Below are 16193 nucleotides of genomic sequence, written 5' to 3'. Positions count from 1 at the left end.
TATTCACTTTATAAGCACGTCTTGTTATTTTTGTCTGCCTTGAAAGTAACATTTTTGAAATTTAAGGGCTCAGGGGAGTGCCTTGGAGACAAGCTCGATCGAGAATTGCTCCATCCCAGACGGTTTGTTCGATGGCAGCACAGAGCAAATTAGCCCCCGTCAGGTTAGCGCCGCGCAGTACGGCTCCATTCAGGATAGCTTCTTCCAAGTCAGCGCCGGACAAATCTGCACCCGACAAATTGGCATGGCTAAAATCAGCAGAGTGCAAAATTGCCCGAGCCAAATTAGCGCCCCGCAAATCGGCGCCGCGAAAATCGACACCGCTCAAATCCAAATTGCCGATCGAGGCCCCTGTCAAAAAAGCACCCCCAAAACTTGCATCGCGCACCAAAGCGTTAGCAAAGGAAGCACCGCGCAAGTCAGCATTCCGAAAATCTGCGCCTCGCAAATCAGCGCCGCTCAAGTGGGCGCCGCAGAGGTTGGCTCGCAGTACCGCCCGCTGCAAGTTAGCACCGGCGAGATTAGCTGCTGTCAAGTTGGCTTGAGACAAGTCAGCACCCGCGAGTTCGGCTCCCGCTAAGTCTGCGCCAGATAAATCAATGCCGGCCAACATATGAATTTTGCCTTGGCGTATGGCTTCGAGGTCGTTAGTCATTAGTTTTTAGTCATTAGTCATTAGTCATTAGTCAGTTGGCAGTTGGCAGTTGTCAGTTGTCAGTTGTCAGTAAAGCAGTTGACAGAAAATTAGGTTGCCGAATTAGTCTGAATCCGTAGGGTGTGTCAGGGGAAAGGCTTAATCTGTGGTGCAACATTCAGTCCTGACGCACCATACAATAACTGTCAACTGTCCACTGTCCACTGTCCACTGTCCACTGTCAACTGTCAACTGTCAACTGAATTACCGAACTCATTTTATAATGCCGGAGATGCCGCGGTCGTTCGATCGCCCAACTCTTCCAACCAGATATTTGGCAGTTGACTGGGGCGGGTGGGTAACTCCATCAAACCCATGTCTGCGAGTCTGACGACATTCCCGAGAGTTTCCACCAAAGCCGGATCGAAGCGAGTACCGGACTGTTCCCGGCACTTTTCCAAAGCTTCTGTCAAACTCAAAGCCGGACGATCGCCCCGCGGTTGAGTCAAATCCTGAAAACAAGCGACTAAGCCCACAATCCGCGAAGCAACGGGTATCTCTTCGCCTCGCAAACCCTCGGGTCTGCCGCTGCCGTCCCAATTTTCGAGTTTGTGCTTGACAATTTCGGCAACAGGTGCTAGTTCTGGCATTGCTTGCAGGAGTTGGGAACCGATGAAACTGCGATCGCGCCAGAATGATAGAGTTGCTTGGTCAAATTTGTCGGAAGTGCGATCGAACACCTCATTCGGCGCCGAAACTAAGCCGACTCGAAACAGCAATCCCGCCAGCCGCAGCCTCCGCAACTGCAAAGCCGGCAAATCCAACAATTGACCCAAAGTTTCCGACAAAGCCGCCACCTGCAAAGACGCTGTGGGATTTGAGGTATCGCGTTCGTCCACGCGCTGGGCCATCCGCAGAAAAGCTTGGAGTTTGTTAGCGTTCAAATTGCGGCTGACGCGCAAAGCTTGACCTTCCAATTCCCACAAATCGCGGGTTTGGCGGTTAATTGCCACCATTTGCTGCTGAGAACTTTGCAGGTAAGTGACGATCCGCGATACGACGCCGCTAATGTCTGCCAGGGGCGGGCCTTTGGTGGCTAGAATTTGATGGTAAATTTCTAGCAAACTGTCGGCTAGGGAGGAATTATAATGTCGTGTTTGTTCTATAAAAATTTCTGCTGACGCCGACACTAATGATTGGTCAAACGACCACAAACCGTAGAATTTTCGCTCTGTATCGACTTCGGGCTTGCCCTCTGGCAGGTATTCCTCGGCCGTAAGTTCGCGGCAAAGCACCATTGCTTTGTATGTGGGGGCGAGGATGATTAAATTCCATTCTTCGATGATGGGGTCGATCGGATCGAGATTGATTAAAGATACATTTTCTAATTGACCGGTTTTGTGGGTTGCGAAACCGCTGTCGGCGACTGCACCGATGACGACGCGCCGAGAGGCATTAGCAATATCGAAGTAGCGATCGGCTTCTTGCAAATACCATTTTCCCTGCTGAAACGTCACCAATACTAGGGGTTTGAGTGCGAGATCGTCCCCGCTGCTGGTTTGCAAGATGTGGTCTTCTAGGGCGTGACACAGGGCTACTAGGGTGTTTTTGAAGTATACCCCGTAGCTAGAAGGCAGTTTTCCGTCGGGAAGTGTAGCTTGTAGTCTGGCGAGAGTTGATTCTGGATTCATTGCAAAAGGCGGTGCCGGCTCTTCATGTATTGTAGCGGGCGATCGAGCTTCTCGAAAATTATTTTGCCAAAAATCCGACTTTTTGATGGTTTGTGGTTCCACAACGCACAAAAACGGCGATGTAATGCCGATCGATCTGGCTCTTTCTATTTATGTCGATCTGAAGCACACCGACAGCGATTGCTTGCTCTTCAAAAAAAAACTTATTTGAATGCCGATGATTAATTTCGGCAACTTACCAGAAAGAATTGTTTTAAAGCCTGTCCCTTGTAGGGAGAAATTAAAATCCGACTATTCATTACTCCAATCCTCGGACTTCCAGGTAGAGGTCGCCCTCTTGCGGTCAACTGTCAACTGTCAACTTACTAAAAACCCTCTGTCTTTAGCTGAGTTTTTTTTGAGACGAGAAACCTGCCGAGAGGAAGACGCTAACTGACTTAGGTATTATCTACTATTTTTTTAACAATATTAGGTAGGAATTGAGAGCGTGCTCGAACAAAATCGGAGTTTAGGGGAACAGGCGATCGACAAAGTAGCAGAGATTGCTATTGCTAGCAGATTAGACGGCTCTGAAAGTTTTTCTGTCACAGTCAACACCGATCCCGGCCAGCTAGCCCAAGGAGAAGTAGAGGCTGTTGACGTTGAGGGCAAAGGATTGGTAATGCAGCAAGATTTGCGCGTGCAAGAATTGGAAATTCACGTCAAAGATATTGCGGTCAATCCCCTGAGCGCTATGTTTGGCAAAATTGAACTGAACGGGCCAGCCTTCGGTACGGCGCGGGCAGTTTTAACCGAAAGCGATATCAACCGCGCTTTTAATTCCGAATACATCAGCAGGAAACTGAACAACTTAAAAGTTAGTGTTGAGGGAAAACCGCTGACAATCGACGTTAAAACTGTTGATTGCAAATTGCTTTCATCCGGGAAAATCGCTTTAAATGCTGAGGTATTGGTGCGGGAAACTGCTGCAACTGAAAAAATTAATTTTACCGCCAAACCTCAGATCGCTGCGGGCGGTTGGGCAATTTCTCTTCAGGATGTCGAGTATCCCGAAAACAAGGAATTTTCGCCGGAGTTAACCGCAGCTTTGGCGGATAAAGCTGGTGAAATTTTAAACTTGCGAAATTTTGAACTTGAGGGAATGTCCCTGCGAATTCAGCAGCTAAATGTGGAAGCTGGTTTGCTGACTTTGCAAGCTGAAGCGAAAGTCGAACAATTTCCCAGTTAGGAGTTATTGGGGTGCGCCAGAAACTGAAAACCCCTTCAAATCGAGCAATTATAGCGGTTTTCAGCGAACTACAAATGCTCGGGTTCCGGACACGGCACTGCCGTGTCTAAAGCTGTATTTTATGGCTTTTAATGTGCCTCAGCAACAGAAAACCTGTTCAAGTCGAGGAATTATTGAAACTGACGCACCCTGCAAGTTTTAACTCCATCTAAAGTTAGAAAAAACTCGATCGCAATCCGCCATAAAATATCACCGGCGTTAGAGGCAGGCATGGGGACTTTATTTTTACTCTTAACAAGTAGTAGTAAAAAATCGGAAAAATTTTGTGAACACTGTAACTGCGTTTTTTAAAAGACTGCGTATCGGTCAATTTTTGACTGTATTTATGGCAGGTTTGCTGGTGTTTACCAGCACCGCTTGCAATGCCGGCGATGTTCGAGGTGCTCGGCCTGAGAATCCTCCCGTTCAAATGGGAGGAATGAATAACCCCCACAAGGCCGGTGGTGATGGATACACGAATTATCAAATGTCTACTGACCCTAAAGTCAATCAATCGCCTGCTAAAGCAGAAAAGAATCGGGCTGATTTGTCGATCGTGGGCGATCGCCTCCTGGCTGCGACTACCGGTGAAACTAATTCCTCAAAGCTGCTTTATCCGGGTTCTGCACCGATGGAAACTGACAAGTTCGACCCCGAACTCGGCGGAGATAAAGCTCTCTTAGAAGCGCCAGACGGACAGCCGGCTCAGGGTCAACCCGTATTCGATCGCGCCGATCCCAATGCCAATATTTTAGAAAGAGTAGGCGCCGCTGTTAAGGATGCTTCTGCTTTCCTGAAAGATAGCGCTGAAGATGCTAAGGAAAGCTCAGTTACTAAACTCAATCCGCTGCAAAAATAAGCAAGTGGGAGCAAAAATGATGTAGGGGCTGTCTGAAATTAGCCCCTACATAAATAATATAATTTATTGAAACTAGATAAACGCTTGTAGAACTGCTATCTACTCAACCAGATTTACGCTCTTTCTGCATTTTCGATAAAATCCCGATTAAGAGGTTTTAAATTTTAGGGAATTTATGGTGCGAATGCGGGAGAGTATTTAGCGTAAATTTTAATCAGGTTGGATAAATATAAAACAGATGGATTAAAAGGAACTATTTTGCTGTAAATAAAACTGACTGAATTCTTAATTGCGTGAACGACTTCTGCCACCAAATGTGCTAAACTCGACTATTTTGAGTAAATTATCTCAAAATTCCAAGGCAAGTTTCGTTACTCAACTTAAATTTTTGGGTCGTTCTGCATAGCCACGAAAAATCCTAAACACTTTTAGGCGTAAAGAAGCCTTGTAATGATGGATAAAATACCAGATAGCTCCCAGATGATGGGATAGTTTTTTATAAAATAACAGAGTTTTTATTAGAATAGCGAGAGATCCTAGGCATCAGGGTGTTATTGAATCTTTCTATAGCAGGAGAAGTTTTGCCCCTATCTCTCCCGCCAGATTGGTATCGCTGGCGAGGGAAAACTTTTTCAGAGATGACCCAAATATCTGTATAATACAGGGCATATTGCCTGTAAACTGCTGAGAGCGAATCCCACAAATCGGCTGGTTGCAAGAAAATAGGGATGTCTACAGCTTCATATAAAGCCAGTGCAGGCTTTGTTTGGGCTTAAAACGCAGTTTTTGTCCCGCTAAGCCAGTGATGATATTACACTGCGGGTTTTGAAGGAATAGGTAGAAACTCCTAATAAGACCCAGCAACAACTGGAAGCGATGTTGAAAGGGTCAATTATTCTTAGTTAACCGCTATCCCCGTGAAATCTTTGAAAAATACTTCTCGTAAATTGCGTCTCCGTACAGCCCTCGTCGTTCCCTTCGTTTTGCAAATTGTAGCGGCTGTTGGGTTAGTTGGTTATCTCTCCTTCCGCAATGGGCAAAAAGCCGTTGATGACTTGGCAACCCAACTCAGTAATCAGGTGAGTAGCCGCGTCAGTCAGCAGTTAAGTAACTACCTAGCAACACCCCAACAAGTGAATGGAATTAATGCACAGGCGATCGACCTAGGGATGCTAAACCCACAGGATTTCGATACAACCAGACGATTTTTTTGGCGGGAAATGAAGTTGTCGGAAAAGCTCAGTGACATTGTGTTCTGTAGCCAGCAAGGAGAGTGTGTCGCCCTTGAACGAGGAGACGATGGTTCTCTATATACAGAAAGGATAGAAGCACCCGATGTAACGCAGACCAAACGCTATTCCCTTGACCAAAGGGGCAATCTAAAAAAACTTTTGTCAACGGGAAACTGGAATCCCAGGGAAGATGGATGGTACAAAAATGCGGTAGCTGGGGGTAAACCAACCTGGAATCCCATCCATCAATGGGTGGATCGCCCTGACATCATTTCCGTTGTTTCTACCTACCCGGTGTATGACTCATCGAAGCGATTGAGGGGCGTACTGACTGTAGATTTCATTCTGTCCCAAATCAGTGATTTCCTGCGTAATTTACACATCAGTTCCTCTGGCAAAATTGTCATCATGGAACGGGATGGCATGATTATTGGCAGTTCCAGCACGGAGAAATCTTACAGAGAAGTCGATGGTAAAGCCCAACGCCTGAATATATTTCAAAGCCAAGAACCCCTGCTGCGGGAGTCGGCTCAACAGTTGCGCGATCGCTTTGGCACATTTGGTCAGATCAGCAGCCCCCAAATGCTTTCAATGAAAATTAACAATGAAAAAACGTTTGTGTCTGTCACACCTTGGCAAGATAAGTTGGGAATCAATTGGGTAGTCGTCCTGGTGATTCCAGAATCCGATTTTATGGGGCAGATCGAGGTTAATACCCGCAACACAATCTTACTGTGTTTAGCAGCACTAGCTTTGGCAATTGTACTCGGTGTCGTGACTGCCCGCTCGATTGCTCGTCCCGTTCTCCGACTGACTAAAGCTGCTGAAGAAATTGCTGCTGGGAACCTCGACAACCGAGTAGACACCACTGACTTTATTGAAATTCAAGAAATTCATACACTCGAACATTCCTTCAACAGCATGGCAGGCCAACTGAAGGAATCCTTTGAAACACTCGAAGATAAAGTTAAAGAACGCACGGCAGAACTAGCAACTGCCAACGAGGAAATCATTGTCCTCAACCAGAGACTCAAGGAAGAAAATCTTCGCATGGGTGCTGAATTGGATATCGTGCGTCAAATGCAGCAAATGATTCTGCCCAAGGCTGAGGAATTGAAAATTGAAGGACTCGATATTGCTGCATACATGGATGCTGCCGATGAAGTCGGAGGCGACTACTATGATGTCTTGAACACCGATGGCGTTGTCACTCTTGGCATCGGCGATGTCACGGGACATGGACTTGAAAGCGGCATCCTGATGCTGATGGCGCAAACGGCAGTCCGTACCCTCAAGGAAATCCGCGAAACTGATCCGGTTCGGTTTTTAGATGCGCTCAACCGCACCCTGTATAAAAACGTGCAGCGCATGAAATCTGAGAAAAGTCTCACCCTAGCAATTTTAAATTACTCCGAAGGATGGGTCAGCATCAGTGGTCAGCATGAAGAAACAATTATTGTGCGCCTTGGCGGAGAAATTGAGCGAGTAGACACGATGGATTTAGGCTTTCCCATTGCTCTTGACGATGACATTGCTGAGTTCATCAGTCAAATTTCAATAGAGCTACACCCAGGAGAGGGTATAGTGCTATATACCGATGGTATTCCCGAAGCAAAAGACATTAAGAAAAAACAGTATGGCGTTGAGCCGATGTGTGAAGTCATTAGCAAAAATTGGCATTTATCGGCTGGGGAAATCAAGCAAGCGGTGATTGACGATGTACGGCGTCATATAGGCCGTCAAAAAGTGTTTGATGATATTACGCTGTTGGTTTTGAAGCGGACGGAATTAGGCGTAGAAAAAAAGTCACAGCCTCAAGCAGCCGCATTGGTTTAGAGCGATCGCCCATACCTGGAAAAAACCAACTTATGACATTAAACTGGAAAATAATCGTCGGGGCGATCGCATTAACCGTCAAATTTACGAGGAGGTGGTACGATACCTCAAATGCAGCACCACGCAAGAGGCTAAATCTCCCGAGAACTTCCAAGCCATAGTCAAAGTCTAAATTTCTTTGAAACTAATCTATTAATCGTTGTTCAAGAGGATTTTTTTATTGTCATCTTTTCCATCATTATTGCCGTTTTTGCCTCCTCTAAGCCTGAGAATTAACCGGGAGAATGAATCCAAAAAACGGTTAAAATATTCGCTGTTGTTGGTTAATTGGTGGTTCTTTGACAATGGGAACGGGCATCTGGGCAATGCACTTTATAGGAATGCTGGCTTATTACCTGCCAGCATTGATCGCCTAAAATTTACCCATTGTCATTGTCTCTTGGCTTGCCGCAGTCATGGCATCTGGTATCGCCTTCTACAGCTTCCATCGAGGTTTTGCACACAGGTTCTTATTGTTAATCCCCGGTATTCTCATGGGATCTGGCATTGGAAGTATGCTTTATATTGGCATGGGGGCGATGCGAGTACCTGCCGAAAGGCACCATAATTACTCGATTGTGGCACTGTCTTTCTTAGTTGCCGTTATTTCCAAATCTATAAGGAAGTCAGATGTACGACTTGACGAGATTCACTTTAAGGGACATGGCCGAATGCGGGTTGGCTCTACGCCAGTTCGGCTTGGGGGTTGAAAGTATGGAAGAGGCGAGTAACAGAATTGTTAGGTATCTTTACGAAAATTTCTGTACTAAGCCAACTGGTGAGAAATCCTGCGCCCTCGTCCGTTTGTTAAAAACTCACCCTTATGAAGACTTAGAAGTCGAACTTGCCGAGTATGCCCGTAGTATCTTAGACCACTATCCCCCTTTGCCTGCCATGAAGTGCATGACTCTACTGGCAACGGTAGGAGAACAAACGGAATGGAACTCAAGACACAAATCCGTTGGACACAAGGCTATTCCACTGGCAAGCGAATCTGTAGTCGCTCAGATACCGATGATCTCACAACTCATCAGACAGCTCGGCTTAGATATAAAAACAGTTATCAACCCTGACCCGAATCTTTTGGTAGAAATCGAGCAGAGGAAATACAACGTCTTCTATGTACCTGAAGCGATTGGCAGTCCCTATATTCCCGCTCAGGACTCCTTTGTGATTCCCTTCCGAATCAAGTCTGTGTTGGGGTTTGGTGGTCTATTACCTTCAGGCAATATGTTTGCAATTATCATGTTCTTGAAAGTCGAGATTCCTATTAGCACGGTTCAGATGTTCAGCACTCTGGCGCTGAACGTAAAGACAGCACTGCTGCCCTTCGATCGAGGAGCAGTCTTCGCTCAAAAAAAAGATGAATCTGCTACAGCCTCTAAGCAAATATTCACAAGAAACACTGAGCAGGAGATAGCCCAGCTTAGATCCCAGGTAGCGACTTTGAGGCAGTTGCTTGATGTTTTTGACCAATCGATCTTGGTACAATCCGATCGACTCGAAGAAGCCATAGAGCAACTGGCAGACTCCGCGCAAAAGTTACATACCCTCAACGAGAGACTCAAGGAAGACAATCTCCGCATGGGTTCTGAATTGGATATCGTGCGTCAAATGCAGCAAATGATTCTGCCCAATGCTGAGGAATTGAAAATTGAAGGACTCGATATTGCTGCATACATGGAGGCTGCCGATGAAGTCGGAGGCGACTACTATGATGTCTTGAACACCGATGGCGTTGTCACTCTTGGCATCGGCGATGTCACGGGACATGGACTCGAAAGCGGTATCTTGATGCTGATGGCGCAAACGGCCGTTCGTACCCTCAAGGAAATCCGCGAAACTGATCCGGTTCGGTTCTTAGATGCGCTCAACCGCACCCTTTACAAAAACGTGCAGCGCATGAATTCCGAGAAAAGTCTTACCCTAGCGATTTTAAATTATTCCCAAGGACGGGTCAGCATTAGCGGTCAGCATGAAGAAACAATCATTGTGCGAAACGGTGGACAGGTAGAACGTATCGACACAATGGATTTAGGCTTCCCCATCGCCCTCGACGATGATATTGCTGATTTCATCAGTCACATTTCAATTGAACTACAGCCAGGAGATGGTATAGTGCTATATACCGATGGTATTCCCGAAGCAAAAGACATTAAGAAAAAACAGTATGGCGTTGAACCGATGTGTGAAGTCATTAGCCAAAACTGGCATTTATCGGCTGGGGAAATCAAGCAAGCGGTGATTGACGATGTACGGCGACATATCGGCACTCAAAACGTATTTGATGACATCACATTGTTGATTGTGAAGCGGACATAATTAGGCGTAGAAAAAAAGTCACAGCCTCAAGCAGCCGCATTGCTTTAGAGCGATCGCCCATACCTCGAAAAAATAAACTTATGACATTAAACTGGAAAGGGTCGTCGGGGCGATCGCGTTAACCGTCAAATTTACGAAGAGGTGGTGCGATATCTCAAACGCAGCCTCTCCACAGAGCCTGAATCTCAACAGAAATCCAAAGCTGTAGTCAATGTCTAAATTCCTATGATTAAATCGCTCGGTTGTTTTTCAAGAACAGCTAAGGTTAGGATGTCCAATTTATTCTAAATTATAAGATTTACCACATTTTTTCTATTTTTAATAAAACATCAGTATTTTTAGGCTTTTCACTTAGAAGCCAGTGCCTGCAGAATTTAAATCCAGGGCTAACAGCTTGCAGTCTGTTTGAAATGATATCTTGCATCAATGTCAATAAAGAGATCGATCGCTCATCCCGTCAGCGATCGATCCCTTTATTGACATTAGTGCTTTCGGTCAATTAAAACTACTCACTCAAAGCCTTTCTACATAGCGTAAGGGGCGCCAAGGCGCACCCTACCGCATAGATACGCAAGGGTAACTCCTATTCCTCTCAAAGCTTTTTTCGCTCTAAAACAGCTTGGTTCTATTTCTTTTTTGACTCAGAAACATCAGCAATCAAATCGTCTTTATCAACTTTCGGTACAAAATCAGGGCGTTCTTTGGATTCCCAACCGGGTGGGCGCTTGGAGTTGTACCAGGCGATCGAGCCGATCGTAGCTGCGGCAATAAAGCCAGCAACAAGAACTGCTATTGGAGCACTCAAGCTGACACTTGATTCCGGCACTGGCTGCTGCATCAGCAGATCGATCGTTACTCGCTTGATGGGTGCAACAAGAACTGCCATGGGAGCGGTCAAGCTGATATCTATCATTAGGCTAAATCCTTATCTACTCTACTTTTACATTATTTTAAGTGCTAAGGGCGTTTGGTTGATATATCTGAAGACAGAAAAAGTGACTGAATTGTCGTCATAATGGTTAGAGGTTGAAAATAGGAGAGCTGATTTTATGCCGTTGGGGACAATAGCATTGCTGTTGGCTGCTAGTTTCAGCCTGGGTGCTTTACCGCTAGCGGGATGGGCGGTGCGAGTCTTTACCCGCCGAGATTTGAGGGCGCTGGGTACGGGGAATGTTGGGGTGTCGGCAGCTTTCATTCATGGGGGGAAATTGGCGGGGATTGCTGCGGTGTTGGCGGAAATTGTCAGGGGAATTACTCCGGTTGTGGCGGGGCGATTTTGGTTTCCGGATGCACCGGAGATCGCGATCGCCCTGTTAATTCCCTTAGTCGCGGCCAGATATGCGATCGCCCGAGGTGGAGGCGTCACCAACGCGGTTTGGGGTCTTTTGGTATTTTCGCCGCCGGTGGCTGTATCATCGGGCATTTGGGGGCTGCTGGTGTGGGGTTTGGCACAGCGGTGGTGGGGTGAGGGCGATCGGGCGAGACTGTTTGCTTCCCGCTGCGGGTGTCTGTGCACGCCAATCTGGGTTTGGGTGTGGCGTCAATCTTTGTCGGAATTTTTAGCAGCAGCAGGATTGGGAGTTTTATTAGCTGCAATTAATCTCAGTCAGGGTGATGATATGGCTTTATCTAAATCGGAACAATTGTTTTCTCTCGATGATTCGTTGGATGCTGCAATCTGCGGCAATAAGGCTGCTAGGTTGTCTCAGCTAAAACGCGCTGGTTTTAATGTTCCTTCTGGCTGGATTTTGGCATCGAAGGAAGAGGGAAGTTCGGCAGCGGATTTTGTAGCGGATGTAACTGATGGAAGAAAGCAGAAAGAAGGCAGTTCGGCAGCGGATTATGTAACGGATGTAACGGATGGAAGAAAGCAGAAAGAAGGCAGTTCGGCAGCGGATTATGTAATGGATTTAACGGATGTTAAGAACAAGAAAATAGGCAGAGGAAATAAGGTAAAATCCGATCGCCTTTCAATCAGGAATTCTGTAATCCAAAACCTGAAAGCGAAAATTCCCAACCGCATAATTGTGCGCTCTTCTGCTGCGGGAGAAGATGGCGATACGAGTTCTGCCGCCGGACAATATCAAACTATTGGCCCTGTTTTCACTGAAGCAGAATTGCTCGACGGCATTAACCGCTGCCGCCAGTCTTATTGGACTTCCGAAGCTGTGGCTTACCGCCAGCAGCGACAACTCCCCGATACTCAAATGGCTGTTTTGATTCAGCCTTATATTGAGGGCAAAGTTGCGGGAGTTATGTTCAGCCGCAATCCTTTAGATGGCGGTTCCCAGATAATTATTGAAGCTTTGCCGGGAGGTGCGGAATCTGTTGTCGGCGGACAAGTTACTCCGGTGCATTTGGAAATTGATTTTAGTACGCCTGAAACTTTAGAACACAATTTAAGCGAACTTGAAAATAGTTCAATTATTGACCAACAAATTATAGCTGAATTGGTCAAACAAGCGCAAGCAATCGAAGCTTTTTTTCACGGCATCCCGCAGGATATTGAGTGGAGTTGGGACGGCGAAAAAGTTTGGATTTTGCAAAGCCGCCCGATTACAAATTTACAGCCGTTTTGGACGCGCACTATTGCAGCCGAAGTGATTCCCGGTGCAATTCGCCCGCTAACTTGGTCGATTAACCGGCCGCTGACTTGCGGGGTTTGGGGAGAGATTTTTCGGGTGGTTTTGGGCGATCGCGCTGCTAATCTAAACTTCAAGGAAACTGCAACTTTGCTGGGTTCCCACGCTTATTTTAACGCGACTTTGTTGGGCGAAATCTTTCGGATGATGGGATTGCCGGAGCAGGGTTTGGAGTTTTTGCTCAGAGGCCAGAAGATGGGTAAGCCGCCTTTGGCGAAGATTTTGCCTTCTTTGCCCGGTTTGTGGCGTCTGGTGCAGCGTGAGCGGGCGCTGAATGCAGATTTTGCGGGCGATCGTACTTCTATTTTCCTTCCCGCACTGCAAAGTCTTTTGAAGGAAGAAGGAAGTTCGGCAACGGATTATGTAGCGGATTTAACGGATGTCAAGAAGTTCGGCAACGAGCAATGTACGGGATTTAACGGATTGATGTTGAGGGAAGAGCGAGAGAAATATCAATATTTGTCGGAGTTGTTGGGGAGAGCTGAGCAAATTCAGGAGTGGCTCAAGCCGATTACTTACTACAATATTCTAGGGCCGATCGGGCTGGCAATTCGCAAAGCAATTTTTCGCGTTGACGATGATTGGCTTGTCAATGATACCGCTCCTGAAATCGCATCGGTGCGAGCTTTGCAGCAGTTGGCTCAAAAGTTGCGTCAAGCTGCTGTGGAGCAGTCTGACGAAACTGTTTCAGCGGCACAGTTAGCACAGATATTTGCTGAAAGTCCGGCTTTGCAATCAGAGTTTGACAACTGGCTCGATATTTACGGATATTTGAGCGAAGTGGGAACGGATATCGCTGTTCCTACTTGGCGAGAACAGCCGGAAACTTATCAAAAACTGCTGGTAACTATGGCTCAAAAACCTGCTGTTCCTAATTTAGCAGCAACTGGTAAATTAGGCTTGACTTTTGCTCAGAAGTGGCGCTTAAATAAATGTCAGCAGCGAGCTCTAGTTAAAAGCCAAATTAGCGAAATTTACGCGCGATTGTTGGCTCATCTCCGCTGGACTTTTTTGGAGATTGAAACTTGCGGATTGGAAATGCAAGTGTTTCAGGATAGCGGAGATATTTTTTATCTGGAATTTGAGGAGATTCAGCAGTGGATTCGCAGCGGTGCGAATGTTTGTTTTCAGGATACGATTAGGCTGAGGCGCGATCGCCTGTTGATGGATCGCGATCGCCCGATTCCCCCTGTAGTCTACGGCAATTTGCTGCCGAATTCTCGCAAAAGGTCGATCGACCCCGCAACATCCGCAACTGGTATCATGCAGGGAATTCCCGCCAGTGTCGGCTGCGTCGAAGGTTTTGTGAAAATTTGCCGCACTGTCACCACAGAATTAGGCGAAAATGCGATCGCCGTAGTACCCTACACCGATGCCGGTTGGGCACCGCTGCTGTTGGGAGCAAAAGCCATTGTAGCCGAAGTTGGCGGCCAATTGTCTCACGGAGCGATCGTCGCTCGCGAGTACAAAATTCCCGCAGTGATGAATATTGCTGAAGCTACAACGCGCTTTCGAGACGGTCAAAAAGTCCGAGTAGACGGATATCTCGGCACTGTGGAATTGCTGGATTAATTCTATTCTTTCGTTTTTCAGGATTGTGATTGCTGACTTCCAATTTTTTCAAAATCCTCATTAGACAAAATTGCCCAAGTCGAAAACTATCTTCAAATTATCTGCGTTTATCTGCGGGTTTCCTGTCAATAAAAAAATTACTATCAAATAAGTGTATTTTCTTTTTAATAGGACTTAAGCAAAGCATCGCTTGACGCGCTACTTATAGCGGTAAGGTAGGCAGTGATTTTTTCAGACATTTGCCAAATTAGAGATGCACCCAATTCAGAAAATCGAAAATAAAAAATTTTCCATTTTCCATCAACTCGCCATTTTCCTAAACCAAGAAATTCTGGACAACATAGTTACCCACATTTCTACCCGCACTCAAACCGTCTGCGTTAGCACTCATGAAATGAATGCCTCCGTAAAGGCGGCTCATCCCCGATTCGTCTGCCGCTTGGGCGAAGTTGTCAAAGGTTCGCAAACTGTTGACAGACTTGTCTCCCCGATCGGCAAAGCCAAAATCCGCACCCAATACAGAGCTCAGAACTGCATCGGCTGCACCGCTAAAGGTACTGTGGCCTGACATATACTCCGGGAAGGGCGGAGTTGCAATCAGCGGCGTCCACTGGGAGTCGGCTGTCGTGTTGGGATTGTTGTCTTTGTCAGCTTGGCGAATAGCTGTCACCGGCCGCCAGAAGTTGTACTGATATTTAGCATCCCAGCAGCTAATAGCTGCATCGGCTTCGGCAATATTTAGCAGGGCGAACAAGCGGGCGCTATCTTCCAACGAGGTGCCGGAGAGGGCCGCTGCTTCTGAGGCGATTTGGTTCCAGTGGCCGGGGGGAGTAAAAGTACCTCCGCCGTTGGCCCAGAATTTGGCGATCGCAGTTTGATCTGGGGTGCGCGTCAGACTGTCAACTTTGCCGATTTCTTTGACGTAGTTGAGCTCCTCTGCGTACTTGGCGCTATCGAGGGCGGGCGGGCCCGACGGGCGGAACTGGGAACCGCTAGTCATCGCAAAGGGAGTCACGTCCGGCCACTGGGGCGCCAGCGACGCTGCCAAGGCGGGAGGAGTCGGCTGCCAACTGCCGGGGTCGGTTTTGGGTGTGTAGGTAACAGTTTTGTTCGCGCCGTCTGTACTCCGCAAAGTGATAATTTGGTCAGCAACCTGTTGTCCGAGGATGATGCCGTCTTGCTTAGATTTGCCGTCGGGAATTTTTGCTAAAGACGATGCGTATGCTTCGTCAAATTTGACGGTTTGTGCCGGGTACAGGCTAACTAGGGTGCGGTAGGCTGCTGCTGCTGTTGCTGCTTCTTCTGACGCGCCCGCTGGTGCATCTATGTTGACCCGGTAAGGGCTGTATTTTTTGGTAATCGAGTTCACCGAGTCGTAAATCGCTGCGTGAACCATTGCCATGTTGCGGGAGGCTGCCGGAGGCGCGGTGCTGGCTGTCCGCACGGCGTCCAGCATCGTTTCGTTCCACTGTGTTACCGGGTTTCCCGATAGGTGAGTTGTGAAGTTTTCGCGGTTGATTGTGGTGCTGTTGACTCCTGGCAATACTGCTAAATATTCGCCTGTGAGTTTGTCTTGAATTACGGTGCTGTTGCTGTTAGCGTCTGTGCCTTGCTGGATGTTTAAGTCTTCAAAGGTGAGATTATTTAGCAATTGAATTTTGTCGTTGCCGCTGCCGAAGTCTGTGATGTAATCTGCTGTGGCTGCTGTTGGGCCGCCGTTGCCTTTGGCGATCGCAAATATGTCATCGCCTTCGCCACCGCTTATGGTATCGCTGCCTGCGCCACCGTAGAGGGTGTCGTTGCCGGAATTGCCAAACATCAGGTCGTTGCCTTTGCCGCCCCAGATGATATCCTCGTCTGCGCCGCCGAAAATTGTATCGTTGCCGGGATCGCCGCAGATTTTGTCTTTACCTGCACCGCCTTCGAGAAAGTCGTCTCCGCTTTTGGCATAAATTATGTCGTTGCCCTCCAAGCCGTTAATTGTGTCTGGGCCTGAAGTTCCTTCGAGAAAGTCGAATTTAGCACTGCTGGTAATAGAAGCCATTGGTTTTTATTTGATAATTTTCATCATTAAATAGCCAACACTCATAGCCATCGAT

The 16193-nt window shown here is 47.1% G+C and carries 11 protein-coding genes; 7 read left to right on the top strand and 4 right to left on the bottom strand.

Annotated features, from left to right (window positions below; genetic code table 11):
* Positions 1-61: 61 nt before the first annotated feature.
* Complete coding sequence (locus tag QUB63_RS00335; RefSeq protein WP_332942769.1) at positions 62-655, bottom strand: pentapeptide repeat-containing protein; 594 nt, start codon at positions 653-655, stop codon at positions 62-64.
* A 257-nt stretch (positions 656-912) separates the two neighbouring features.
* Positions 913-2325, bottom strand: coding sequence for an HD domain-containing phosphohydrolase (locus tag QUB63_RS00330; RefSeq protein ID WP_332943251.1), 1413 nt, complete (start codon positions 2323-2325; stop codon positions 913-915).
* Positions 2326-2812: 487 nt separating this feature from the next.
* Between QUB63_RS00330 and QUB63_RS00325 the strand changes: the two genes are divergently transcribed.
* The 6 genes from QUB63_RS00325 (at position 2813) to QUB63_RS00310 (ending at position 9880) form a co-directional block, all read left to right on the top strand.
* Complete coding sequence (locus QUB63_RS00325; RefSeq protein WP_332942767.1) at positions 2813-3553, top strand: LmeA family phospholipid-binding protein; 741 nt, start codon at positions 2813-2815, stop codon at positions 3551-3553.
* A 325-nt stretch (positions 3554-3878) separates the two neighbouring features.
* On the top strand, positions 3879-4451 hold the full coding sequence (locus tag QUB63_RS00320; RefSeq protein ID WP_332942766.1) for a DUF6658 family protein: 573 nt from the start codon (positions 3879-3881) through the stop codon (positions 4449-4451).
* Positions 4452-5377: 926 nt separating this feature from the next.
* Positions 5378-7519, top strand: a complete 2142-nt coding sequence (locus tag QUB63_RS00315) for a SpoIIE family protein phosphatase (RefSeq protein ID WP_442921746.1) — start codon at positions 5378-5380, stop codon at positions 7517-7519.
* A 344-nt stretch (positions 7520-7863) separates the two neighbouring features.
* The gene (locus QUB63_RS34960) at positions 7864-7935 is read left to right on the top strand and encodes an MHYT domain-containing protein (RefSeq protein ID WP_442921749.1); all 72 of its coding nucleotides are present in this window, start codon (positions 7864-7866) and stop codon (positions 7933-7935) included.
* A 39-nt stretch (positions 7936-7974) separates the two neighbouring features.
* Positions 7975-8268, top strand: coding sequence for an MHYT domain-containing protein (locus tag QUB63_RS34955; protein ID WP_442922056.1), 294 nt, complete (start codon positions 7975-7977; stop codon positions 8266-8268).
* On the top strand, positions 8189-9880 hold the full coding sequence (locus QUB63_RS00310; protein WP_332942764.1) for a PP2C family protein-serine/threonine phosphatase: 1692 nt from the start codon (positions 8189-8191) through the stop codon (positions 9878-9880). Before QUB63_RS34955 ends, QUB63_RS00310 begins: the two co-directional genes overlap by 80 nt.
* A gap of 625 nt (positions 9881-10505) precedes the next feature.
* On the opposite strand, the gene psb35 is transcribed toward QUB63_RS00310, so the two are convergent.
* Positions 10506-10718: a photosystem II assembly protein Psb35 gene (psb35, locus tag QUB63_RS00305; RefSeq protein WP_332943250.1), complete on the bottom strand. Its 213-nt coding sequence runs from the start codon at positions 10716-10718 to the stop codon at positions 10506-10508.
* Positions 10719-10929: 211 nt separating this feature from the next.
* On the opposite strand from psb35, the gene QUB63_RS00300 reads away from it, so the two are divergent.
* Complete coding sequence (locus QUB63_RS00300) at positions 10930-14094, top strand: glycerol-3-phosphate acyltransferase (protein WP_332942763.1); 3165 nt, start codon at positions 10930-10932, stop codon at positions 14092-14094.
* Between the two features lie 316 nt (positions 14095-14410).
* Here the strand turns inward: QUB63_RS00300 and QUB63_RS00295 are convergent, their stop codons facing one another.
* Positions 14411-16138 carry a M10 family metallopeptidase C-terminal domain-containing protein gene (locus QUB63_RS00295; protein ID WP_332942762.1) on the bottom strand — a complete coding sequence of 576 codons (1728 nt, stop codon included), beginning with the start codon at positions 16136-16138 and terminating at the stop codon, positions 14411-14413.
* Between the last annotated feature and the right edge of the window lie 55 nt (positions 16139-16193).

Source organism: Microcoleus sp. ARI1-B5, from assembly GCF_036705795.1.
Lineage (GTDB): Bacteria > Cyanobacteriota > Cyanobacteriia > Cyanobacteriales > Microcoleaceae > Microcoleus.
Note: the sequence above shows the minus strand (reverse complement) of the source record. Positions and strands in the feature narration are given on the sequence as shown.